Origin of the sequence: Sorangium sp. So ce381, from assembly GCF_051473845.1 — a bacterium.
Lineage (GTDB): Bacteria > Myxococcota_A > Polyangia > Polyangiales > Polyangiaceae > Sorangium > Sorangium atrum.
This window is the reverse complement of record NZ_CP150336.1, coordinates 4,680,856-4,705,136: the sequence shown is the minus strand read 5'-3', so window position 1 is coordinate 4,705,136 and position 24,281 is coordinate 4,680,856. Positions and strand designations below refer to the sequence as shown.

16 protein-coding genes are annotated in these 24,281 nt (G+C 73.1%); 8 read left to right on the top strand and 8 right to left on the bottom strand.

The window, feature by feature from the left end; translation table 11 throughout:
* Positions 1-3 precede the first annotated feature (3 nt).
* Complete coding sequence (locus WMF29_RS17650) at positions 4-3,384, bottom strand: protein kinase domain-containing protein (RefSeq protein WP_437329949.1); 3,381 nt, start codon at positions 3,382-3,384, stop codon at positions 4-6.
* Complete coding sequence (locus tag WMF29_RS17645; RefSeq protein WP_437329948.1) at positions 3,381-4,823, bottom strand: sigma 54-interacting transcriptional regulator; 1,443 nt, start codon at positions 4,821-4,823, stop codon at positions 3,381-3,383. The genes WMF29_RS17650 and WMF29_RS17645 overlap by 4 nt, the downstream gene beginning before the upstream one ends.
* A gap of 303 nt (positions 4,824-5,126) precedes the next feature.
* Here WMF29_RS17645 and WMF29_RS17640 point away from each other — a divergent pair, with 303 nt between their 5' ends.
* Both WMF29_RS17640 and WMF29_RS17635 read left to right on the top strand, forming a co-directional pair.
* Positions 5,127-7,034 (top strand): M6 family metalloprotease domain-containing protein, encoded by a 1,908-nt coding sequence (locus tag WMF29_RS17640; RefSeq protein WP_437329947.1) that lies wholly within the window; start codon positions 5,127-5,129, stop codon positions 7,032-7,034.
* 156 nt (positions 7,035-7,190) lie between these two features.
* Positions 7,191-8,039, top strand: coding sequence for an oxidoreductase (locus WMF29_RS17635; protein WP_437329946.1), 849 nt, complete (start codon positions 7,191-7,193; stop codon positions 8,037-8,039).
* Between the two features lie 49 nt (positions 8,040-8,088).
* Here WMF29_RS17635 and WMF29_RS17630 read toward each other — a convergent pair whose 3' ends face one another.
* Positions 8,089-8,628 (bottom strand): hypothetical protein, encoded by a 540-nt coding sequence (locus tag WMF29_RS17630; protein WP_437329945.1) that lies wholly within the window; start codon positions 8,626-8,628, stop codon positions 8,089-8,091.
* A 281-nt stretch (positions 8,629-8,909) separates the two neighbouring features.
* Here WMF29_RS17630 and WMF29_RS17625 point away from each other — a divergent pair, with 281 nt between their 5' ends.
* The 4 genes from WMF29_RS17625 to WMF29_RS17610 all read left to right on the top strand — a co-directional run bounded on the left by WMF29_RS17625 (position 8,910) and on the right by WMF29_RS17610 (position 12,742).
* Positions 8,910-9,497, top strand: a complete 588-nt coding sequence (locus WMF29_RS17625) for a LysE family translocator (RefSeq protein ID WP_437329944.1) — start codon at positions 8,910-8,912, stop codon at positions 9,495-9,497.
* A gap of 3 nt (positions 9,498-9,500) precedes the next feature.
* Positions 9,501-10,940, top strand: a complete 1,440-nt coding sequence (locus WMF29_RS17620; protein ID WP_437329943.1) for a PLP-dependent aminotransferase family protein — start codon at positions 9,501-9,503, stop codon at positions 10,938-10,940.
* Between the two features lie 57 nt (positions 10,941-10,997).
* A complete protein-coding gene (locus WMF29_RS17615) occupies positions 10,998-11,177 on the top strand; it encodes a hypothetical protein (RefSeq protein ID WP_437329942.1) in 180 nt (59 codons plus the stop codon).
* A 287-nt stretch (positions 11,178-11,464) separates the two neighbouring features.
* A complete protein-coding gene (locus WMF29_RS17610; RefSeq protein WP_437329941.1) occupies positions 11,465-12,742 on the top strand; it encodes a kelch repeat-containing protein in 1,278 nt (425 codons plus the stop codon).
* A 66-nt stretch (positions 12,743-12,808) separates the two neighbouring features.
* Here WMF29_RS17610 and WMF29_RS17605 read toward each other — a convergent pair whose 3' ends face one another.
* Complete coding sequence (locus WMF29_RS17605; RefSeq protein ID WP_437329940.1) at positions 12,809-13,504, bottom strand: O-methyltransferase; 696 nt, start codon at positions 13,502-13,504, stop codon at positions 12,809-12,811.
* 132 nt (positions 13,505-13,636) lie between these two features.
* Between WMF29_RS17605 and WMF29_RS17600 the strand changes: the two genes are divergently transcribed.
* Positions 13,637-14,548, top strand: coding sequence for a LysR family transcriptional regulator (locus WMF29_RS17600; RefSeq protein WP_437329939.1), 912 nt, complete (start codon positions 13,637-13,639; stop codon positions 14,546-14,548).
* A gap of 163 nt (positions 14,549-14,711) precedes the next feature.
* Here the strand turns inward: WMF29_RS17600 and WMF29_RS17595 are convergent, their stop codons facing one another.
* Positions 14,712-14,951, bottom strand: a complete 240-nt coding sequence (locus WMF29_RS17595; protein WP_437329938.1) for a hypothetical protein — start codon at positions 14,949-14,951, stop codon at positions 14,712-14,714.
* Between WMF29_RS17595 and WMF29_RS17590 the strand changes: the two genes are divergently transcribed.
* On the top strand, positions 14,929-16,398 hold the full coding sequence (locus WMF29_RS17590) for a glycosyl hydrolase family 8 (RefSeq protein WP_437329937.1): 1,470 nt from the start codon (positions 14,929-14,931) through the stop codon (positions 16,396-16,398). The genes WMF29_RS17595 and WMF29_RS17590 overlap by 23 nt on opposite strands.
* Before the next feature lie 143 nt (positions 16,399-16,541).
* On the opposite strand, the gene WMF29_RS17585 is transcribed toward WMF29_RS17590, so the two are convergent.
* From WMF29_RS17585 to WMF29_RS17575, 3 genes are all read right to left on the bottom strand, one after another.
* Positions 16,542-17,822, bottom strand: coding sequence for a hypothetical protein (locus WMF29_RS17585; protein ID WP_437329936.1), 1,281 nt, complete (start codon positions 17,820-17,822; stop codon positions 16,542-16,544).
* A gap of 61 nt (positions 17,823-17,883) precedes the next feature.
* Positions 17,884-22,590, bottom strand: coding sequence for a sigma 54-interacting transcriptional regulator (locus tag WMF29_RS17580; protein ID WP_437329935.1), 4,707 nt, complete (start codon positions 22,588-22,590; stop codon positions 17,884-17,886).
* 10 nt (positions 22,591-22,600) lie between these two features.
* Positions 22,601-24,052 carry a hypothetical protein gene (locus WMF29_RS17575; RefSeq protein ID WP_437329934.1) on the bottom strand — a complete coding sequence of 484 codons (1,452 nt, stop codon included), beginning with the start codon at positions 24,050-24,052 and terminating at the stop codon, positions 22,601-22,603.
* Positions 24,053-24,281: the final 229 nt, after the last annotated feature.

Genomic DNA, 24,281 nt, shown 5'->3' with positions numbered 1-24,281 from the left:
TCCTCAGCGCGCGGCCGTGCCAGGCCCCTCGCCCGCGAGCCGCCGCGCCTCGACGAGGCGCGCGCCCACGGTCCGGGCGCGCAGCGGGTTCGCCTGGATCGCCGCCTCCAGGGCCTCGGCTTCCCGCAGCGTGGCCTCTCTCCGGGCGGCCGCACCGGGCGCCGCCGCTGCGCGCAGGCGAAAGAGCCCACCCTGGGCCACGAGCGCCCGGTCGAAGCGCGGGTTCAGAGCGAGCGCCGCGCCTGCGTGCCGGAGCCCCTCGTCGATCTCGGCCGCGGCGTCCTGCCCGCGGCCCGCCCGCAGCGCGGCGCGGGCCTCGTGGATCTCGGCCAGCAGCGCGTAGATCCGCGGATCGGCGCGCGGCTCGCCGAGCAGCACGGGCCGGAGCGGGACGAGCGCCGCGTCGAGCGCCGCCGCCTCCGGACGGCCCCGCTGCGCGCTCCATCGGAAGGCGAGGAGCTCCGCCTCGGCGCGCTGCGCCCGGTCCGACACGTCCCAGGGCGCCTCGACGAGCCTGCGATCGAGCGTCTCGCGCGCGATCCGGAGCGCGGCCGCCGGATCCTCGCCCCGCGCGAGCCGGACGCGCGCCTCGAGCATCGCCAGCATCGCCCGCAGCGACTCCGGATACGCGGCCGCGCCCGGCGCCATCGCCCGCGCGCTCTCCTGGACGCGCGCGAGCGCCGGGCCAGGATCGGCCCCCGCGTCCAGCGCGTGCATCGCCAGCGCGTGATCCAGCCAGAGCCGCCAGTAGGGAGCCCCGGTCCAGGAAGGATCGCTCCGGCGCGTCGCCTCGATCACCGCGTGCACCCGCTGGACCGCCACCTCCGGAGAGCGGCCGGCGCGGACGAGGTGCTCGACCTCGTAGAAGCCGGCGGTCAGGCGCGACGTTCGCGCGCTGCCGAACCCTGGATCGAGCGCCAGGACCTGCTCGCAGCGATCCTCGGCGCGCTCGAAAGACCGTTTCGGATCGAGGCCGCGCAGGGACTCGTAGCGGCCGCGCTCGGCGTGGACGACGCAGAGCTCGTTGAGGGCCCAGGCGAGGTCCGGCTCGCGCTGGAGCGCGGCCTCGTAGCCCTGGACGGCGCGCTCGAGGGCCTCGCCCTGGTCGCGGCCGATCAGGTCCGCGTGGTAGGCCCGCGCGCGGAAGACCGAGGCGGCCACGTACCGCGCCATGGCGTCGTCCGGGCTCCTGGCGAGCGCGTCCTCGGCGCGCGCGGTCGCCTCGGCGAGGGCCGCCTCCGCGTCCTCGCCCTCCTGCATTCCGCTCGCGACCCACCAGGCGAAGCAGCTGTGGACCCAGGCCAGCTTCACGTACGCCTCCGCGCTCCGCGGGCTCGCCGCGAGCGCCCGACCGCAGGCCTCCCGCGCCCGCTCGAAGCTCGGTCGCATCGACGCGCCGTGCTTGCCGGCGGCGTTCATGGTCTGGGTCCAGAGCTCGCACGCGCCGGCGTGGACCGAGGGGTCGGACCGCCCGTGGTCGGCGGCGATCCGGTACGCCTCGGCGGCGCCGTCGAAATGGCCCTTCATCCGCTCGAAATCGAAGGCGGCGTCGTGGCGGTAGCGGCTCCCCATCGCGAAGAGCACGTCGCCCTCCAGCTTCTTCGCCGCGTAGAGCCACGGCGCCCCCGCGAACGCGGCCCGGGCCCTCTCCAGCGCGTCCTCGTGCCTGCCCTCGGCGAGCGCGAGCAGCCCCTCGGCGTACGCGGGCGCGTCGACGGCGCCCCCGAGCGCCGCGCGGAGGTGCAGGACCGCCGGCGCCTTGAGCTCGGCCTCCAGCGCGGCGACCCGGGCCTCGCGCTGCGCCGGGTTGCGGATGCGCCGGGCCTGCTCCAGGCCGCGGCGGTAGAGCTCGGAGAGCGCCGCGCCGGCGGCGTAGTCGAGCCCCGGCGATCGGTAACCCGCCTGCTCGGCCGCGCGGAGGTGCTCGATGGCGGCGGCCGGCTCCTGGAGCGCCAGCAGGCCGCGGCCGAGCGCGTACTCCCCGGGGCCGCGGCCGCTCTCGCCCGCCTGCGCCATCCGGGCCTCCACGGTCCTGAGGCGGGCGCGGACCACGTCGCGCTCGCGCTCGACGTCGTGGAGCGGCATCGCGTGGGCGCCGACGAGGAAGAGCTCCATCTCCTTCACGGTCTCGCCGAGCTCGCGCGCGAGCTCCGCCTGCTCCGCGGCGGCGCGCCGGCTCCGGACGGAGAGGCCGGCGACGACCAAGGCCGCGACGACCAGCGCGGCCACGCCAGCGACGGCCGCCCGGTGCCGCCGCGCAGCCCGGGCCAGGCGGCGGCCGAGGGAGGCGCGGCGCGCGAGCACCGGATCGCCGTCCAGGAAGCGCTGCAGGTCCTCGCCGAGCGCGCGCGCCGACTCGTAGCGGGCGCCGGGCTGCTTCTCGAGGCAGCGCATCACCACTGCCTCGAGATCCTGGGGGATGTCGCGGTCCAGGGTCCGGAGCGGCGTCGCGTCCGCCTCCAGCACCTGGCGGAGCACGTCCATCACGGTGCCCCCCGTGAACGGCGGGCGGCCCGCGAGCAGCGCGTAGAGCGTCGCGCCCAGGCCGTAGACGTCGGTCCGCCGATCGAGGGCGTGCACCCGACCCGCGGCCTGCTCGGGCGCCATGTACGCGGGGGTTCCGAGCAGGGCGCCTGTCAGGGTGGGCCCGCTCTCCCCCGCCTCGCGCGCGATGCCGAAGTCCATGAGGTAGGGGCGGTAGGCGCCGTCCGTGCCCCGCTCGAGCATGACGTTGCTCGGCTTCACGTCGCGGTGCACGAGGCCGAGCCGGTGCGCCTCGTGGAGCGCGGCGGCGATGGCCCGGGCCACGCGCGCCTTCTCCTCGAGGGTCAGGTCGCCGCGGGCGTCCTGGAGCGAGGGGCCGTCGATGCAGCGCATCACGAGGAAAGGCACGTGATCGGCGACGCCGGCCTCGTGGACCTCGCAGACGTTCTCGTGGCGGAGCCGCGCCTGGGAACGCGCCTCGCGCAGGAAGCTCCCGTCGATCTGCGCGCCCGCCGAGAGGAGCTTGATGGCGACGCGCCGGCCGAGCCGGAGGTCCCGCGCCCGGTAGACGACGCCCATGCCGCCGCGGCCGAGGAGGTGGAAGTCCTCGAAGCGAGCGTGGAGCGAAGGCGGTATCGGCGAGGGCGCGGCGGGCGTGGAGTCGCGCGCGGCGGCGGAGCGCCGGCTCTCCTCGCCGAGGCCAAGATCGGAGGTGGCGGCGGGCGCGGCGGGCGTGGCCTCCGACGCAGCGGGCGAAGCCTCGGGCGCAGCGGGCATCGCGCCGGGCGCGGCGGGCGCGGCAGCCATGGCCGGGCCGGTGAGGGTCGCGTCGTCGCGGCCGCGCCGCGGCCACTGCGGGGCGTCGACGCGGGGCTCGTCGCCGTCCACGGGCAGGATCATCGTGCCCGGAGGCCGTGGCGCTGGATCAGCCGGTGGACGAGCTGGCGGGAGACGCCCATCGCGTCGGCCGCGTGCGAGATGTTGCCCCCGTGCTGGCGGAGCTTCTCGGTGACGTAGGCGCGCTCCAGCTCCTCCAGCACGACCTCCCGCGCTTCGGGCAGCGGCAGCTCGAGGAGCCTGCGGAGGCGCGCGTCCCCGGGCCCTGCTGCCGCCGCGCCGGAGGGCGCCGCGCCCGACGAACCCGCGCCGGAGGGCGCCGCGCCCGAGGGATCGGGGCGCGTCGCTTCCGCGCTGGAGCTCCCCTGCGGCGCCGCCGGCGCAGCGCCGAGGATCTCGTGGAGCAGCTCGGGGAAGAGGACGAGCCGCGCGACGGTGTTCCGGAGCTCGCGCACGTTCCCCGGCCAGTCGTACGCCTCCAGCAGCGGGAGCGCGCCCGGCGGCAGGTCGGCGAGCGCGCGCGGCGGATCCCGCGCGACCAGGAAGCGCTCGACGAGGAGCGGGATGTCGTCCTTGCGCTCCCGGAGCGCGGGGACGTGGATGTCCACCACCGAGAGCCGGAAGTAGAGATCGGCCCGGAACGAGCCGTCCTGGGCCTTCGCGCGCAGGTTCCGGTGCGTGGCCGCCACGATCCGCGCGTCGAAGGGGAGCCACTCGTTCGATCCGATCCGCCGGATCTGCCGCCCCTCGATGGCGCGGAGGAGCTTCGGCTGGAGCTCGAGCGGGAGCTCGCCGATCTCGTCGATGAAGAGCGTGCCCCGGCTCGCCTGCTCGAGCAGACCCGGCCGCGCCGCCGCGGCGCCCGTGAACGCGCCCCGGGCGTGCCCGAAGAGCTCGCTCTCCACCAGGTTCGGCGCGATGGCGCCGCAGTCCACGACCACGAAGGGGCCGTCCTTGCGGCGGCTTTGCGCGTGGATCGCCCGCGCAAGCACCTCCTTGCCGGTGCCGGACTCGCCCAGCAGGAGCAAGGTCTCGTCGGTCGGGGCCGCGCGCTCCAGCCGGGCGAACAGCGCGCGCATGGGGAGGCTCCGCCCCGCGGCCTCGCCGAACGCGTCCGCGGCGGAGAGCGGCAAAACAGCCGCGGGGCCCGCAGCGCCGACGACGATCTCGGAGCCGCCGACCGTGGCGGGGATGCCCGGCGGGAGGAATGCCTCGCGGATCCGGACGTCGCGGATCAGCGTGCCATTCTTGCTGCCCAGATCGCGCAGGAGCACCCCCTGCTCCGTCAACCGGATCTCGCAGTGCCGGCGCGACGCGCGTGGATCCGCGAGGACCAGATCGCAGTCCGCGCCCGCGCCCACGAGGAGGGGGCGCAGATCGAGCGGCGCTGTGAGCGTGCGCCGGTCCGGGAGGGCGACGGTCACCGAGACGGCCGGGAGCCGGAGAGAGCGCCCCTGATCGAAGCTCGTGAGCGTGCAGGCCTCCCCGGAATCGTCGCCCATGATCGCCATGGTGCCCCTGGAGGGGGCCGCGTCAACCGGGAACCGGCGCGCCCGCGGGGCCGCAGCGGCGCCTGCAGCGCGCCGCCGGCGCGCCTGCAGGACCGCTGTCACGCCGCCGCGACAGCATCCGTCGCGCGCGCGCGACAGCTGTCCCGGCGGCGCGTCGGCGCGGGGCGCAGCGCTCGCCGAAGACGCGCGGATCAGCCTCGAAACGCGCCGATTCGCGCTGCACACCGATCCCGGCACATGCGTTGCGATGCGCCCCTCGAACGCGGCGAAACGCGGATCGAGGAGGACACGGACATGACGTCTCGACACAGCAGCACAGCCAACGTGGATCACCAGGGGATCGCCGGCGCGCGGCGCGGAGCGCGGCTCGGGCTCGTCGCGCTCGCCGCGCTGGCGAGCGCCGTCTCGGCGAGCCGCCCTGCGGCCGCGGTGAGCGCCGAGCCCGGGCTGCGCGAGATATCGCTCGACCCGAACGGCGCGACCTTCCGCGCCGAGGTGATCGGCGACGAGCACTTCGACTACCTCCGGATGGCGGACGGCACCGCCGTCGTGCTCAACGACCTCTCGGGCGACTACGAGGTCGCCGAGCTCGGATCGGACGCGCGCGGCGCCCTCAAGCTCGTCCCCTCCGGGGTGCTGGTCCGTGATCTCCGCGGGCACGGCGGCCCCGTGGATCCGGCGTTGCTCCAGCGCATCGACGACGAGGCGCTCGATACCCTCTGGGAGGCGGCGACCTCACGTTCGCGGGGCGCGCTCTCGTTCGCGGCGGCTCCGGCGGTGATCACCGGGATCCGGCGCCCCCTGCTGACCATCCTGCTGGAGTTCACCCAGGGGGGCGGGCTCGCCACGCCGGGCGCGTTCACCGGCAGCTTCGCCACCGACATCGCGTACTGGAAACAGACGATGTACGGGAGCCTCCCGGGCTCGGTGAACCATTACTACGCCGACATGTCGCGCGGGAAGTTCTCCTTCACCCGCGCGAAGGAGACCCAGGGCACCGCCAACGACGGCATCGTCCGGATCAAGCTCCCGTTCGCGCACCCCAACAGCAAGAAGGATTTCTCCCTCTTTCAGCTCTACCTGAAGGAGGCGCTGGTGATGGCGGATCCCTACGTCAACTTCGCCTCCTACGACACCAATGCAGACGGCAAGGTCCGCGGGGACGAGCTCAACGTGGTCTTCATCGTGGCCGGTTACGAGACCGCGAACACCAGCAAGACGCCATCCATCTGGGCCCATGCGAAGGGCTTCGAGGACCCGATCACCCTCGACGGGAAGGTCCTCTCCGGCTACGCCGCGCTCGGCGAACGGCAGGTCCACTCCGTCGGCGGCGTGCCCACCACGATGCCGGCCACGGTGGGTGTCATCGTCCACGAGCTCGGGCACGCGGCGGTCGGCCTCCCGGATCTCTACAAGGGCCCGACCCCGCTCGGGTCATGGTGCGTGATGGCGAGCGGGAGCTGGGGGAGCACGAGCGGCTCGCCCGCGGGCTCGATGCCCGTGGCGATGGGCGCCTGGAGCCGGATCCGGGCCGGATTCCTGGCGCCGACGGTGATCGAGCCCGGCGCCCCGCCGCAGGACATTGCCATCGTCCGGACGGCCGGCGCGGAGTTCCTCGGGCAGGGCGTCGAGCCGACGATTTACAAGATCGAGACCTCGGATCCGGACCAGTACTTCCTCATCGACAACCGCCAGAACGAGGGTTACGACCGCGGCCTGCAGCGCTGGTTCGACTTCGATGACGTCTCCGGCGGCGTGGCGATCTACCGCGTCGACGAGGCCAGGAAGGCCGGCGCCGGGAAGATCGCGGTCATGGCGAACAACCCGAGCTCACCGAGCTCCCTCGCCAATCTTTACAACGAGGAGGGGGGCCGGACCTTCACGCCGTTCACCGACCCGAGCAGCGACGACGCGGACGGGCAGTTCACAGGGCTCTCGGTGACGGACTTCAACGTTTCCGGGCCGATCATGCTCGCGCACGTGAGCTACGTCCCCTTCGCCTGCAACGCGATCACAGCGTCCGTGGCGGAGCACGAGATCCACGGCCGCGCCCACAAGCACATCGTGGACCTCGGGGACGACCAGATCTTCCTTGGATACCGCACGACGGGTGTGCAGCAGGCGCTCGGGTTCGACAAGGACGAGATCGTCACGCTCCACGTGGAGGCGCCCGGTCTGTGGAGCGTCGGGGAGTGCGACTGAGCGGCTTGGCCTCCTGCCCGCGGAGGCTCGTGACCGTCTCTATCAGCGCGCGGAGCTTCGGCTGCTCCTGCGTGCGCGCATTTTCTTCATGCTCGGGATGTTGCATCTTCCGTCGTGTGAGGGGCGCAGCGCCCCGGCCACGAAGAGGAGATCCCCATGGAAACGAGCAAGCACGAGCGGGTGTGGTTCATCACGGGCGCGTCGCGCGGCATCGGCGCGGAGATCGCAAAGGCGGCGCTCGCCGCCGGAGATCGGGTGGTCGCCACCGCGCGCGATCCCAAGAGCATCACGGACCGCTTCGGGCGGCCCGAGGCGCTCCTCCCCGTCGCGCTCGACGTGACGGACGAGGCGTCGGTCGCCGCCGCGGTCGAGGCGGCCGTCGCTCGGTTCGGCCGGATCGACGTCCTCGTGAACAACGCCGGTTACGGCGTCATGGGCGCGATCGAGGAGACCTCGGGGGACGAGGTCCGGCGCGTCTTCGAGACGAACGTGTTCGGCCTCCTCGCGGTGACGCGCGCCGCGCTCCCGCAGCTCCGGAAGCAGCGCGCCGGCCAGATCTTGAACATCTCGTCGCTCGGCGGCTACCGGTCGGGCGCCGGGTTCGGCGTTTACTGCTCGACGAAGTTCGCAATCGAGGGGATCTCGGAGGCGCTCCACACCGAGCTCGCGCCGCTCGGCATCGCGGTGACGGTCATCGAGCCGGGCTACTTCCGGACGGAGTTCCTGGAGGCGAAGTCCGTCGTCGAGATGGGAAACGTCATCGCCGATTATGCGGACACCGCGGGCAAGGTCCGGAGCCGCGCGAAGGAGGTCAGCCTCCAGCAGCCTGGCGACCCGGAGCGGCTCGCGCGCGTGGTCGTCGAGCTCTCCCGCGCGAAGAATCCCCCGCTCCGCCTCCCGCTCGGCAGCGACACCGTCGCTGCGATCGAGGCGAAGAACGCGTTCGTGGCGCAGGAGCTCGCCGCGTGGCGCGCCGTCGCGGAGTCGACGGACTTTCCCAAATGAAGCGAGGTTGACACCCCTGGAGGCACGAGCGAGCAGGGAGAGACGGGGGTCACGCGCCCGCCGCCTCCGGGTCGTTCACCATGGGCGCCTCGATCTCGGGCCATCCCGACATCGGGTCCGAGAAGTCGAAGAAGCGAAACTCGTACGGGCACGCCCAGATGCACCCTTCGACGACGAGCATCACGGCCGACGGTTCGAAGCGCATCTCCGCCCAGCAGAAGGCGATCCCGTCCTTCGCCTCGTCCGGCAGGTGGTCGCGGCGCCTCCCGGTATCGAGCTCCACCACGGTCTGGCCCTGGTAGTCCTCGCCGCACACCAGGTAGTCGTGGCCGTTCGGGTGCGCCTCGACGAACAGGAAAGGGAACCAGTCAAAGTTCCTCTGCACGACGGCGATGGGATCGGCAGAGGCGGTCCTGTAGACCTCGCCCTGGGCATAGTCCCAGGTGCCACGTCCCGTCGAGAAGCTCGACACCACGAGCCTGTACTTCCCCGTGGGGCTCGAGATCTCGCTGCGCGAGCCCTCCCGCTCGTTCTCCGGTCGGAAAAATGCCGCCTTGTCGGGCGCGCCTGCCGCTGATTCGTCCGTCATGTCTCCTCCGCGGCCAGGGGCCTCGTCCGGCTGTGCTGCTCCGAGTGGTACAGGTACGCGATCAATCCGTCTCCGCGCCAGCCGGAACGTGGAGTCTGGCCGGTGCGATGGCATCCGCCAGAACGTCGCAGCCGCACGCAGCGTCCACGTCCGGTGCGCCCCCCGGCGCTGTACCGGTCGCGCGACTGACACAGTGCTTTCGTGCGGAGCGCCCCCTGTGCCTTCACCGGCGAACACCGCCTCCTTACGCTCCGGGCCATCCCCGACCGGAGCGTTCTGCGATGACCGAGCTGCTGCCCCTCCTGACCTATTGCTTCGTGATGTCGAGCACCCCTGGGCCGAACAACATGATGCTCACCGCCTCGGGCGCCAACTTCGGCTACCGCCGATCGCTGCCGCATCTCCTGGGCATCGGCGTGGGCGGCGCGGTCCAGACCTTCGTCGCCTGCCTGGGCCTCGGCGCGCTGTTCGCCGCCTGCCCGGCGCTGCACGGCGTGCTGCGCGTGACCGGCGCGCTGTACCTGCTGGTGCTGGCGTGGAAGCTGACCGGCGGCGCCGCGGTCAAGGGCGCCGAGGTGCCGCGGCCGCTGTCGTTCGCGCAGGGGGCGCTGTTCCAGGCCGTCAACCCGAAGAGCTGGGTCAAGGCGATCACGGTGGCCTCGGTGTTCATGCCGCCAGGCATGGGCGTGGCGAGCGGCGCCCTGCTCGTGTCCGTCGTCAGCCTCGCCATCACCTTTCCGTGCACCTCGGCGTGGGCGCTGTTCGGCGTGGCCATCCGGCGATTTCTGACCGATGCGGGACGGCACCGGCTGTTCAATGGCATCATGGCCGGCGCGCTGGCGGTGCTGGCGCTCCTGTTCCTGCGTTGACCCATGTTCTCGCTCGACCGCGACTCCGCCGTTCCCCTGGCCGACCAGATCGAGGCGCGGCTGCGCGCGCTGATCGAGGGCGCGCAGCTGCCGCCCGGCGCGCGGCTGACGTCGATCCGCCAGCTGGCGGCGCAGCTCGGCGTGAGCCCCAACACCGTGGTGACGGCCTACGATCGGCTGGTGGCGGCCGGGCTTCTCGAGTCGCGCGGCACGGCCGGGTTCTTCGTGTGCGAGGCGGCCTCGGCCATGCCCAACGAGGCGTGGCTGGAGGCCGGCGAGGAGCAGGAGCCGGTGTGGCTGGCGCAGCAGTCCAACGACCAGCGCGCCGGCGTGCTGCTGGCCAGCAGCGGCGCGCTGCCGGCGAGCTGGCTGAGCGACGCCATCCCTGCGACGGTTCTCCAGCGCGCGCTCGCCCGCAACGACGCCGGCATGGCGGCGCGCTGTCCGCCGCAGGGGCTACCCGAGCTGCGGGAGCGCATCGCGATGCTGATGCGCTCGCAGGGCCTCGCGGCCGACGCGGGCCGCGTGCTCACGACCTGGGGCGGCACGCATGCGATCGACCTGATCTGCCGGGCCTACCTCCAGCCAGGCGACGCGGTGCTGGTGGAAAACCCGGGCTATTTCCTGTTGTTCGGCCGCCTGCGGCAGGCGGGCTACCGCCTCGTCCCGGTGGCGCGAACGCCGGACGGCGTGGATCCGGGGGCGCTGGAGGCTGCGTGCCGCGAGCACCGGCCCAAGCTCATGTTCCTCCAGAGCGTGCTGCACAACCCGACCGGCTGGGGCTCGAGCGCCGCCAACCTGCACCGCGTGCTGACGATCGCGCACCAGCACGGTGTCCTCATCGCCGAGGACGACGTGCACGGTCACTTCCACCCCGGGCATCCCACGCGGCTGGCGCAGCTCTCGGGGCTGGACGGGGTCATCTATTACTCCAGCTTCTGCAAGGCGCTGAGCCCGGCGCTGCGCCTCGGCTACATCGCGGCCGAGCCAGGGCGGCTGAAGCCCCTCTTGCGCGAGAAGATCTATTCGGTGCTGACGACCGGCGCGCTGAACGAGCTCGTGCTCCTGGAGGTGCTGTCGGCCGGCAGGTGGCGCAAGCACATCGATCGGCTGCAGCAGAAGCTCGGCGCGGCACGGAACGCAGCGGCGCGCCGGCTGAGCGAGGCCGGCGTGCTGCTGGACCACCCGGGTGAAGGCGGGCTGTTCCTCTGGGGCGCGGCGCCGCGCGGGGTGGACGTCGACGAGCTGGTGCAGGACGCGTACCTCAACAAGATCCTGCTGGCCCGCGGGGCGACGTTCATGGCGGATGGGGCGGGCGATCCGCATATCCGGTTCAATGTGGTGTTCAGCCAGCATGTGCGGGTGGCGGAGTACCTCGGGCCGCGGTTTGCGGCCGTGGCGAGCGCGCGAGGGGCGATGGAGAGGGCGGTGGTGGGGGTTTAGCGGGCATAGGCGTTGACCAAGCTCGGTCACCGAAGCCCGCCCCCATCGGACACCAACGTGAACGTGAGCGTTTACGTGAACGTGAGCGTTTACGTGAACGTGAGCGTTTACGTGAACGTGAGCGTTTACGTGAACGTGAGCGTTTACGTGAACGTGAGCGTTTACGTGAACGTGAGCGTTTACGTGAACGTTTACGTGGTCGTGGTCGTGGTCGTGGTCGTCAACGGTTGGCCGTGAACGACCACGACCACGACCACGACCACGATTACGATTACGACCACGTAAACGTTCGATGTAGGAGAACGCGGTGCGAAGCTTGGTTAACGCCTATGGCGCGTAGCGGGTGGAGAGGGTCCCCGCGAGCGGGGTACAGAGTCCACGCTCGGCATCGCGGAGCATACGAAGCGTCAAAGCGCTCGCTCGGCCAAGCGCGCCCCGTTCCAGCTTAGCGGCCATCTGATATGGTCTTCTGTTGCGCTCCATGGCGCGTCCCCAGCACGGGACCGCTGCCACTCCTCCAGCTCATGACGAGGTCCTACATGTCCACCATCGGTCGTCGCCATCATCGTGGTCTGGTCGCCTTCGTTTCCCTCGCCGCGCTCGCGGTCGCCGGCTGCGGTGCTGGGGCGGAGCCTGAACCCCTCGCCTCGGATGCGCTCGAGGAGGGGGCGCTGGAGGTGAACTCGGCGCCTTTGGCCCACCACCACGCCAAGAAGAAAAAGTGCCGCCGCCACGTCGGCGTCCACGCGGAGTGGTCGTCGGCGGCGCCGCTGCCGGTGGCGCGAGAGCGGCACATCGCCCTGCTCATGCCGGACGGCCAGGTGATGGTCGCCGGCGGCAGCGGCGATTACCCCTACCCCACGACGGTCGATTTCTACAATCCCGCCGCTGACACGTGGACGACCGGTGACACGCTGCCCTACCCCATGTCCCCCGTTGGCGCGGCGCTCCTCCAGGACGGCAGGGTGCTCTTCAGCCCGGGCGGGCTTGTCTACGATCCGAGCACGGGCACGACGGCGAGCGTCCCACTCACGCCCGGCGAGGCGGCCCGTGGTTGGGAGTTCGCCTATACGGCGCTCACCCTCCTGCCGGACGGGCGGGTGTTGCGCACGGGCGGCAGCGACGACGACAGGAGCCTCAAGGAGGCCGTGTTCTACGACCCCGCCACGAACACATGGTCCAGCGCAGGGTCGATGTCGGTGACCCGCTACCTTCATACGTCGACGCTGCTCCAGGACGGGCGCGTGCTCGTCGTCGGCGGCTACACGTTGAACGGCAACGAGATGCCCCAGGGCCGCACCAGCGTGGAGATCTACGATCCGGCCACGGGCGCCTGGGCGGCGGCGGCGCCGACGAACCTGCCCCGCATGCAGCACACGGCCACGCTGCTGCCGAGCGGGCGCGTGCTGGTGGTGGGCGGCGGCGGCAGGATCTACGGCGGCACCGAGGAGGAGATCGAGATCCTCGTCGACGCCGGCGAGACCGCCGAGATCTACGATCCCGCGAACGACACGTGGACGTTGACCGCGCCGCCGAACTTCCTCCACACGTGGGCATCCGCCGTCACGCCCATGTCCCACGGCCGCGTGATGGCCGTCGGCAGCGACGGCGCCGAGATCTACAAGGAGGCGAACGGCACATGGACCGAGATCGACGAGCCGATCCAGAGGGGCTTCCACACCGCGACGACCCTGCAAGACGGCTCGGTCCTCATCACGGGCGGGTATGACGCGACGTACTTCAGCAACCCGCCAACCCTCGCGAGCGTGGAACGGTACGGGGGCTGCAAGAAGAAGCATTGATGAAGCATTGACGCGCACGCGCCGCCGCGCGCTGCTCGCCTCGCGCGAGGAGCGAGGCGACCTGTCTCACGCCCCGCCCTCGCGCCCGTCGCGGCCATGCCAGCAGGAGACCTCCAGCCTGTCCCCCAGCGGGATCTCCACCGACCCGTAGCCGCTGCCCGCGCCGCGCACGTACTCCAGGTACGGCCGCAGGTCATCCGGCGCGATGTCGAGATCGTCCGCGACGATGAGCGCGCCCCTCCGCAACCGGGGCTCGAGCATCTGGAGCACCGGCAAATAAAGGTTCTTCCATCCGTCCAGCAGAACGAAGTCGATCGGCCCCTCCCCGTCCCGCAGCGTCACCAGCGCGTCTCCCTCGCGGATCTCGACGAGCTCCCCGAGCCCGCTCTCCTCGAGGTTGTGCCGCGCACGCCGCACCTTCTCCGGGTGCATCTCGCTGCCGATCACCCGCCCGCCGCCCCCGGCATCGCGGACGGCCGCGGCCAGGAACACCGTCGAGATCCCGAACGACGTGCCGAACTCCACCACGGTGCGCGCCCTCGTCGCGAAGGCGAGCAAGTGCAGTAGCCGCCCGACCTCGCGGGAAACCGGCAGATACGCGTCGGCGAGCATGTGGGCGAGCCTCTCGGGGTCGGGGCTCGGCCCGCGGCGCTCCAGGTCGCCGCGGACGCGGGCGATGATGCCCGGATCGCCGCTGTCGGCGTCCTGGAAGAGGCGGTCGAGGGTCCTTTGAACGCGCGGCGAATCCAGCGTGGTGCTCATGATGACAGGTCTCCTCCGGGCAGGCCCATGGCGACGGCTCCCCTGCCCTCGCGGCTGCCCTGTTCGACACCCAACCTGCGCCCGAACAGACATGACTTCCAGTGCATGTGCGGTAAGTTATTGCTGCGTCCCATGCACTCCATGGATCTGAACCTGCTCGTCGCGCTCGACGCGCTCCTCGAGGAAGAGAGCGTCCTCCTGGCCGCGAAGCGGATGCACCTCAGCCCCTCGGCCATGAGCCGCACGCTCGCGCGCGTCCGCGAGGCCGTGGGCGACCCGATCCTCGTGCGCGCCGGCCGGCGGCTCGTGCCCACGCCGCGCGCTGCGGAGCTGCGCCCGCGCGTGCGCGCGGTGGTCGCCTCGGCCAGCGCGGTCCTCCGCGAGCGCGGCGCGCTCGACGTCGCCGCGCTCACCCGCAGCTTCGCCGTCCGGACCGGCGACGGCATGGTCGGCCTCCTCGGCGCCCCGCTCCTCGACGCGCTGAGGGCCGAGGCCCCGGGCGTCACGGTCCGCTTCCTCCCCGAGGGCGACGAGGACGTCGCCGCGCTCCGGGAGGGCCGGATCGATCTCGACGTCGGCATCATCGGCGACATGGGCCCGGAGATCCGCGTGCAGGCGCTCGTCAAGGACCGCTTCGTGGGCGTTGTGCGCCGCGGCAGCCCGCTCGCGTCCGGCAAGGTGACGCTGCAGCGGTTCGTCGAGCACGCGCACCTCGGCGTCTCCAGGCTGGGCAAGACCTGGGGCCCCATCGACGAGGCCCTCAAGAAGAAAGGGCTCGCCCGGACCACCGCGGCCGTGGCGTCAGGCCACTACGCGGCGCTGTGCCTCCTCGCCAGCTCCGACCTCGTCGGCGCGTTCCCGTCGAAATGGCTCGCGCACGCCGCCCCGCGCTTCGATCTCGTCACGTTCCCGCTGCCCGTGACCACGCCGGCCATCACCATCTCGCAGGCGTGGCACCCCCGCTTCGACGCCGACCCCGCGCACCGGTGGCTGCGCGACCGGCTCCGCCGCGTGTGCCGGTCGCTGGCGGAGTTCAGGGCGTAGCCGCGCCCGACCCAGAAGCGCCGATTCGAGGCGTGTGAACGTCGATCATGTCGACCGCGTCGACCCCTGAGCGAGCAGCGCTGTGACGTGAAGGCGATCCCCTTCGACACATGAAAAGATGCTGGGATCACGCAACTTTTCTAGAAGAGCCGGATCGCAGTTGTCAGGGTGTCCTTTCACCCCGGGGCAGGCCCGGCAGTTGGGGCTTGACGCCTCCGAGCGGTTGGATTTCCTTCTCGCCGAGCAGCGTCATAACGTGGACGTCGCCAGCGATGTTCACGCCGAGCGCGTTCTCACAGGATGCGAGCTCGAACACGAGGACAGTGATGAACTTGCGAATGCTAACGTCTCCCGTCGCATCGGTATGGTTTGCGGTCACGGTGATCGCCTGCGCGCCCAGCAACCAGGGCACCCAGGTCGGCTCGCCCGGTCCGGCGAGCTCCGCGACTCCGGCCGACAGCGCCGCTCCGGCCACCACCGCGAGCCCGAGCGGCACGGCCCAGGCGCCCGCCCCGGCGGAGCCCGCGCCCCTCGGTCCGCCGCTCAAGCCCGCTGCCAAGGGAGCGTTCGCGACGGGTGAGTATCGCAACCTGTTCGCCGAGCTCGGACACAAGCCCGCCGAGATCGACGCCAAGATCGCGAAGGCCTACGAGCAGCTGTTCCACGGCGACCCCAAGGAGCAGGCCGTCCTGTTCCCGGCGGGGAAGAACGCGAACGGCCCCAAGGCGTACATCATGGACATCGGCAACAACGATGTCCGCTCCGAGGGGATGTCGTACGGCATGATGATCGCCGTGCAGGTCGATCGCAAAGACGACTTCGACGCCCTGTGGAACTGGGCCAAGTCCCACATGTACCATGCGGATCCGAAGCACCCCGGCTTCGGCTACTTCTCGTGGCAGATGCACCCGGACGGCACGGCCATGGATGAGAATCCCGCGCCGGACGCGGAGGAGTATTTCGCCACCGCGCTGCTGTTCGCGTCGAACCGCTGGGGGAACGGCAAGGGGATCTACGACTACAAGAAGGAAGCCTTCGCTATCCTCGACGCGATGAAGAACCGGAAGCCGATCACCGGGCCGGTCAACAAGGACAAGCGCAAGACGACGCTGCACTCGCTCTTCAACACCGAGCACAAGATGGTCCGGTTCACGCCCGACGCGGACAACTTCGCGAAGAACGGCGATCACACCGACCCGTCGTATCACCTGCCGGCGTTCTACGACCTCTGGGCGGCCTGGGGCCCCGAGGCGGATCGCGCGTTCTGGGCCGAGGCGGCCAAGGCGAGCCGCGATTACTTCGTCAAGACGACCCACCCGAAGACCGGGCTCGCTCCGGATTACGCCAACTTCGACGGCACCCCCAAGGGCGCCTCGTGGGACGCGGGGACCGCCAACTTCCGTCAGGACGCGTTCCGCACCGCGATCAACTGGTCGGTGGACGCGGCGTGGTGGGCGAAGGATCCGCGGCAGACCGAGCTGAGCGATCGCCTCCTCGCGTTCTTCGAGGCGCAGGGCCCCAAGTACAAGGGCAACTTCACCCTCGATGGCAAGCCCACCGTCGACTACGACTCGCTCGGGCTCGTGGCGGCGAACGCCGTCGCGGCGCTGGCCGCTACCCATCCGCGGGCCTGGCGCTTCGTCGAAGAGCTGTATCAGCGCGAGGCGCCCACCGGCAAGTGGCGGTACTACGACGGCATGCTGTACACGATGTCGCTGCTGCACCTGAGCGGGAAATTCCGCATCATCACGCCGCAGGAGCATGCCGCGGCGCCGGCTGCTGGGAAGGCGCCGGCCGCGGCGCCGGCTGCTGCTGCGAAGGCGCCTGCTGCCGCTGCTGCGAAGAAGTAGCTCGGCAGGCGTGGGGGCGCTCGGATCACTCCGGTGATCGCGGGCGCCCGACACCGACTCCCCTCGCAAGGCCTGTCCCGCCGGGAGGTAGCGCTCCCGGACCTTCACCACGCCGCGGCGGGGCCAGCCTGCGCCCCCCCGGATCACCGGGCGACGCCGCGGAGCTCCAGCTCGCCTCCCGGCGAGCGCGCCGCCAGCACCGTGATCGTCGCAGAGGCCGACGGCCCGAACAACTCGAACGCCGAGAGCCCGGGGACCTCGACCGCGGGCGCCGAGAGATCGGCCGGCCTCCGCCGCAAGGACGCATTGCCGTCTGCAGGCCGCTCCACCCACTCGATGAGCTCGCCGCGGACCTCGGGGAGCACGTACGGCCGGCCCGACTGCTCGATGCTCGCGGCCAGGGCGTCGCCGTCCGCAGGAGCGGTGATGTCCCCGATCCGCAGATCGAACTGCTCGAACTTGGGCTCCGGATGAAACGGCGCCCATTCGAGATAAGCCACCACCGTCTCCCCGGCGCCGAGCATCGGGAAGGACTGTTTGCCTTCCCGGGAGCGCCGGGTGGCGCGCCTCGTGCGCCGGTCATAGACCACGATGTCCGCGAGATCGCGCGCGTCCTCGTCGAAGCGGCCGTCGGGATCCTCGGAGAAATCAGCGAAGGCGACGTGCGTCGCCGAGATGTCCGGGAAACGCTGCTGGCCCGGGCCGGACGCGATCGGGACCGCCTCCTCCTGGCCGATCTCGTACAGGAAGACGTCCGTGTCGCCGCTCTCGTCCGCGGTCAACCAGCCTGTCAGCACCACGGCGTCTCCCTCCACGCGCGGCTCGCCCGCGTGGTCGAACGGGCCGCGGATCGTCTGCGTCTGGCCACCCCGGCGCACGCGCACCACGCGTGTTCCGCTGTCCGTCGCCTCCCAGACCACGACGTCGCCGGCGAGCGCAGGCCGGCGGGGCGTCTCGGCGGCCGGCGCGAGGAGGAGCTCTTCGCCCGTACCGAGATCACGCAGCCTCAGAGCGCCGCTCACGTCGCCGGCCTCGCGCGGCGCGACGTAGGCCAGCCAGCAGCCGTCGATCGCGTAGGGGGGAGCTCCGGGCGCCTGCGGGGCGCCTGTGTCGACGTCGGAGGCGAAGACGGCGACGCCGTCGGCCGCGGAGGCATCGCATGCAGCGGGCGAGGGCGGCGCGGCGGGGGCGCCACCTCCGCCGTCCGGCAGGGGCGCCGGCGATCCGTCGACGGCCGCAGGCGAGCAGCCCGCGACGAGCAGCGCTAGGGCGAACCGCCCGCTCCACCCACGGCGAGGGCTCGGTCCTCGAGGGTGGCAGGGGCGCGGGAGGATCGGAAAGACCGTTTGTCCTGCCGCGCGGCCTCGTCGGTGCTCTTCCTCGAGCCTCGATGTGTTCAGTGCTCCGGAACCGCTGCCCTTCATAAAGAGTCCTCCGATACTGCGTTTGCCTGCCTCTTTGTCAGCAGCGCCTCCACGAGGGGGTTCACCCCGCTTTCCCCTGCGATCCGGAGGGGGCGCGCATGCCGAGGCGCGCCATGCGCTTCTTCAGACCGTGGCGCGTGATGCCGAGGCGCTCGGCCGCGCGGCTGATGTTCCCGCCGGTCTCCGCGAGCGCGCGGCGGATCGGCTCGCGCTCGTCGTCCTCGGCCAGCGCGTGGCGCGCCTCGCCCGCGGGGCGCTCCGCGGCCGGCGGCGGAGCGGGGCTGGCCGGCGGTCGCGCCTCGCCCGCGGGGCGCTCCGCGGCGGGCGTCCGGCGCGCGCTCGCTCGCAGCGCGCTCGCCCGCAGCGCGCTCGCCCGCGGCGCGCTCGCCCGCACCCCCCGCGGGAGGTGCTCGAGGTCGACGCGGCGCACGCCCAGCGCGGCCAGGCGCTGGACCAGGTGCGCGAGCTCCCGCACGTTGCCGGGCCACGCGTAGGCGTCGAGCGCCGCGAGCGCGCGCGGCGCGATCTCGATGGGGGCGCCCGTCCGATCCAGGTACCCGGCGAGCAGCAGCGGCACGTCGCCCTCCCGATCGCGGAGCGGCGGCACGTGGATCTCGATCGCGTTCACCCGGAAGAGCAGGTCCTGCCGGAACGCTCGCTCGGCGACCGCCTGCGCGAGATCCCGGTTCGTGGCCGCGACGATCCGCGCGTCGAACGGCCGCTCGTCGTCGCTGCCCACCGGGCGATAGCGCCGTGACTCCAGCGCCCGCAGCAGCACCGCCTGGCGCGGGAGCGGCAGCTCCCCCAGCTCGTCGAGGAAGAGCGTGCCGCCCTCGGCCCGGGCGAGCAGGCCGGGGCGCGCGCGCTCGGCCCCCGTGAACGAGGCCCGCGCGTGGCCGAAGAGCTCCGCCTCGAAGAGCGTGTCGGGGACCGCGCCGCAGTTGACGGCGACGAGCTCGCGCGAACGGCGCGGGCCGAGATCGTGGAGCGCGCGGGCGAAGAGCTCCTTGCCCGTGCCGGTCTCGCCTATCAGGAGCACGGGCAGATCGCTGTCGATCGCCGCGTCGAGGCGCGCGAGCGCCCGGCGCAGCGCGGCGCTCTGGCCCAGGATGCCGGGGAAGCTCCTGCGCAGCGGGGCCGTGGGCACGACCGTTGTGTCGGCGTGCCGGAGATCGGGCGCGGGCTCCGCGAGCGAGGCGAGGCAGGCAGGCGCCGGGCCTTCGCGGCGCGGCTCCTCCGGCGCTCCGGGGCGGGCGAAGAGCCGCAGGAAGAGCCCCGCGAGCGACGCCCAGCGAGCGGCCTGCACCTCCGTGACGGCATCGAAGCACGCCGGGCGGAACCGGTGCTCGACCACGATGAGCGCGCGCGGAGGCCCGGGGAGCGCCGGACCCGGCGCGGCCGCGCTCGCCGCCGGGGCGCGCGCGCCCGTCGAGGCGGGGTCTGCGCCGCCGCGCACCACGAGCCGCGAGCCGCGGCCGCCCGGCGTCTCCACGTCGCGCTGGTAGTGGACGGGCGCGGCCTGGCTCAGCGCGAGCCGGGCCAGGTCGGGCGCGATACGCCGCGCCGCCTCGGCGATCTCCAGCCCGTCGAGATCGGCGCCCCAGGCCGCGACCACCCGCCCCTGCTCGTCGACCACGGCGAGCAGCGCGCGCTCGGCCCCCGACTGCTGCACGAGGGCGCGGGCGAGCCCGACCGCGGCCTCCGCGGCGCCGTCCGCCGTCCCCCTCGCGCCGTCGCCCGCGGCCGCCACCGATGCGAGCCACGCCCAGAGCGCGTCATCCTCCCCGCTCGCCGCCGTCATGCCTCCGCCAGCATACGCGCTGCCCGCCGCCGCCGGTGCGCCCGGCCGCGCCGAGCGGAGCACGTCGAGCGCCTGCGCCTCCACCTCCGCGAGCATCGCCGCGCGCGCCCGCCGCGCAGCCCGGATCGCCCCCCGCGCCGCCCGCCGCGGCTCCGCCGGCAGCTTCGTGAGGTACGCCTGCGCCTCCGCCACCTGGGCCCGCGCGTCCACGAGCGGATCGTTCGCCCGCACGCCCGGATCCAGCGCCGCGAGCGCCGCGAGCGCCGCGAGCGCCCGCCGCCCGTCGCCGTCGAGCAACGCAACGTTCGCCCGCGCGATGACCAGATCGGCCTGGATCGCCGCAGGGAGCGACGCCGCGAGCGCCCACGCCTCCTCGATGCAGCGCTCCGCCGCGCGCGCGTCGCCGCGGCGCACCTCGATGTCCGCGCGCGCCGACAGGCACCAGCCGCGCCCCGCCACCTGACCCAGCGACCGCGCGAGCCGCATCGCCTCGTCGAGCGCGCGGAAGGCGTCCTCGTAGCGCGACGCCTTCCCGAGCGCGATCCCCAGGTTCATCAGGCACGAGCGCATGCCGGCGCGATCCCCGAGGCTCCGCTTGACCGCGAGCGACGCCTCGAACGTCCGCACCGCGTCGTCCACCTGGCCGCGGTAGAGCGCCACGATGCCCGCGTTGTGGTGGAGCCGCGCCACCTCTTCCACGTCGTCCACGCGCTCGCCTTCCACATCGTCCACGCGCTCGCCCGCCGAGGGCAGCTTCGCCTGCGCGCCCGCGAGCCACGCCTCCGCCTCGCCCCAGTCGGCGCGCATCAGCGCCACGAGCCCCAGCGTCGACAGCGCGAACGCCTCGGCCGCCCCGCCGCCGAGCCGCCGCGCCGCCGCGAGCGCGGCGAGCGCCTGCTCCTTCGCCGCCGCCGCGTCTCCATCACGCGCGCGCCTCTCCGCGCGCCGCCGCAGCGCGAGCACGAGCACCCGCTCGTCCCCCTGCGCCGCCTCGTCGAGCCACGCGACGACCTGCGGGTGCGCCGCGCCCACGCCCGCGTCGCGCGTCAGCCGCTCGAGCCTGCACAGGAGCGCCGGGGTCCTCCGGTCCGCGTCCTCGCCGAGCGCGAGCAGCGCCTCGATCTCCTCCGACCGCAGCCCGGCCTCGCGCGCTCGCGCCGCGGCCCGCTCGTGGAGCTGCGCGCGGCGGGCGCTCGTGCACGGCGCCGCCGCCGCCGAGAGGAGCGCCGACGCAGGCGCGCCGGGGTCCGCGAGCAGCGCCGCGGCGACCTCCTCGGCGATCTCCGGCGTGGCGAGCGCCGCCGCGAGGTCCCTCGCCAGCGCGGGAGCGGACAGCGTGATGAGCGCGCCGGCCGCCGCCTCCCGCCTCGCGATGAGCGCGCCCGCCAGCAGCTCGCCGAGGGCTCGCTCGCCGGAGGCGCGCTGCTGCCCGCCGCCCCGCGCGTCCGCCCGCCCGCCGCGCCCGAACCCGAGAGAGCAGCGCGCCTCGGGCAGGGCGCCGCCCGCGATCGCGATCGCGGCGAGCGTCGCGCAGGCGTCGGCCGACAGCCCGCGCACGCGCTCGATCGCCGTGTCCTTCGTGAGCGGCACGCGGCCGAGCGACGCGAAGAGCCACCCCGGGTTCTTCCCCGACGCCACGGCGGCCTCTCGCACGCTCGCCTCGTCGTCCACGCCGAGCGCGCGGCACAGCGCGCCGAAGCTCGCGTCGCTGAGCGGCCCGAGCGCCACGCACGCCGCGCCCTCGGGCGCGCTCCGGGCCGTCGCGATCACCTCGATCGCCGCGCCGCCGGGCGCCGCCGGCCGGCACCGGTACGCGTCGAGCGCGGCGCGGAGCTCGGCCGGGGCCTGATCCAGGTCGTCCAGCAAGAGCAGGAGCGGAGGCCCGTCGCCGGGCGGCGTCACGAACGGCGGCGCCTGCTCGGCGCCCCGGAAGAACGCGATGAGCCGCAGCAGGAGCGGGTCGGCGTCGCGCGGGAACGCCACGTAGCGAGCGCTCCGCCCGCCGAGCAGCGCCCGCGTCACGAGCTCGCGGCCGAGGTGGCTCTTGCCGGCGCCGCTCGGCCCCGTGACATAGCGCACGCGCCCTGACCGTGACGGCGCCTGCTGCAGCGCCTCGAGCTCGCGCTCCCGCCCGATGGGCGCGGGCGGCGCCCCGACGGCGATGCCCGCCTCCGCGGCCGCGACGCCGAGCTGCCGGAGCACCTCGCGGGCCTCGGGGGGGCGGTCTCGCGGGTGCAGCGCGAGCAGCGCCTCGATCACCTCGGCCACGCTCGGCTGGACCCACGGTGCGGCGTCGCGCAGCGGGCGCCGCGCGCGAGAGGGCCCGGGCGGGCGGCCCGCGGCCGAGCACCACGCGAGCGCCCCCAGGCTGTAGAGGTCGGACGCGGGCGAGGGCGCGCCCCCGGCGAGCAGCTCGGGCGCGGCAAAGGCCGAGGTGAACGCGACGGCGCCGCCCGGCGCGCGCGCCCTCGAGACCGCCGCCCCGAGGTCGAGGAGCACGGCCTCGGCGCCGCCCCCGCCGAGGGGCCGCATCCGCACGTGCGCCGGCTTGAGATCGCTGTGCACGAACCCCGCGTCGTGCAGGGCGGCGAGCGTCCTCGCGACGCCGCCGAGCACGCCCGCGAGCCGCGCCGGGCGCTCTGCGGCCGGGCCCTCCTGCACCCACGCCGCGGCGTCGTCGCCGGCCACGTACTCCTCGACGAGGAAGGGCGCCCCCGTCCGCTCGTCGCGCCCGAGATCGTGCGCCCGCACCACGCCGGAGATGCGCAGGCGCGCGAGCAGCGCGAACTCGCCGAGCAGGGTGTCCTCGCGGAAGGCGCCCTGACGGAACACCTTCGCGACGAGCTCGCGCCCCCGCGCCTCGCGGTCGATCACGCGCCCCACGACGCCCTGCGCCCCCTGCCCGAGGATCTCGCCCGGCTCGTACCGAGGATGGGCCATGAAGGGCTCGCGCCGCGAGGCGTGCATGGCCGAGAGGTTACTCGCGCGCGGCGCTCGCCGTCGCTCCCGCCGCGATGCGGGCGAGCAAGGGCTGGCCGTACGCAGGCTCGCCGAGGATCGTGAGCGCGCGGCGGAGGCGCGGCTCGGCGAAGCGCCCGAGATCGTCGAAGTGGCGCTCGGCGTCGCCGGCGAGGGACGGGTCTGCGAGCCGCCGCGCCGCGCCGACGTCGGCCGACTCGATCTCGGGCGAGAGCACCTCGACGCGGAGCATCATCACGCGCACGACATCGGCAGGCGTGGGAGCGATGGTGATCGGGATCGAGGCGTCGGTCCACGTCTGAGGAGCGAGGTAGAGCACCCGGACGCCGGGCGTCCGGAACCACTGGCGCTTCCAGGTGTTCACCATGGCGACGGCCTCGTCGTGGTACAGGCCGGTCGCGTCGAGGGCGTCCATCATGCTCGCGCCGAGCGACTGGACGAACTCGTCGAGGGGCGGCGCTCCGTCGAGCGAGGGGGCGCGCTCGACGAGCGTGCCGCCCGTGGCGATGCCCTGGGGGTGCGCGACGAACGCCCCCGCCGAGGCGCCGACGTTGAGGACGAAGACGGCGCCGATCGCCTCGTCGAGGGTATTCTCGGCGGAGATCGCCCCGCCGGTGCCGGCCGTCACGCGGACGGGCAGGTCGAAGTTGCCGAGCCCTCGATAGAACAGGAAGCGCTCGTGCTGGGGCGTCTCCATCGCGCCGGGCACGCCTGCGACGCGGAGCGGGTTGGCGCCGACCTGGCGCGCGTGCGCCCACGTGAACCGATCGAGCGGCGCCTCGGGCAGAGGGATATCGCCGTCGCGCCCGAGGACCTCGATGTTACTCCACTGCAGGTAGCCGTTCGCGTTCGGGCCGTACGTCTCCGCGCACATCTGCGAGCTGAAGGGGAACTCGGGGTCGTACGCCGGGTCCGCGTAGGTCGTCACGCCAGCAACGGTGTTGGGCGCGATGATGGGCGGGGAAAACTCGCGGACGGCGGGGTACCACTGCGTGAAGATCCCTTTGCGGAACGTAATCTGGACGTGCGCGTTGAGCGGCTCCTCGGAGTAGAAGTAAGTGACCGGCGTCTCCATCTTCACGTTGACGCTCGTCGAGATCGAGCCATCGAGCGTGCCGGCTTCGAGCCGGTCGTAGACGAAGGCGGGGAGGTCCTCCTCTTCGTGGTGCAGCCCCGGTTGAAGCGAGCCGTCGGAGCCGACGACCACGGTGTCGGTGCCCCATTCGTGGACGATGAAGCCCTTGCCGGGGTACGCGAGATCCGGCGCCGGAGGCACGGCGGGCGCGGCCCGCTGGCCGGGAGAGGCGCCCTCGTGAGGCGCTGGACCGGGCGGATCGGCCGGCGCGTCGCCGGTCGAGCTGCCGCCGTCGGACGTTCCGGCGCACGCGGCGAGCAGGGTGGCGAGGAGAATGGGAAGCGTGAGGCGGTGGGATGTCGGTTCGGTTACCATGGTAAGGTCTCCTGCCAGCCCCTGAAGCAGCTCTCGGGCCACAGCGCCAAACCATTGAATCTCAAAGGATTTCTCGCATCGCAACGGGGCGGTTACCAGAGGACGTGGTAACCGGAACGGCGGGGTGACCAGGAGCTGGTAACCGCTTGGCGTGCGCCTCCGGCTCCTCCGTTCGAAGGCCGTGAGCGTCGACCGGCACATGAACGACGTCGGCCCACCCTGAGCCGTT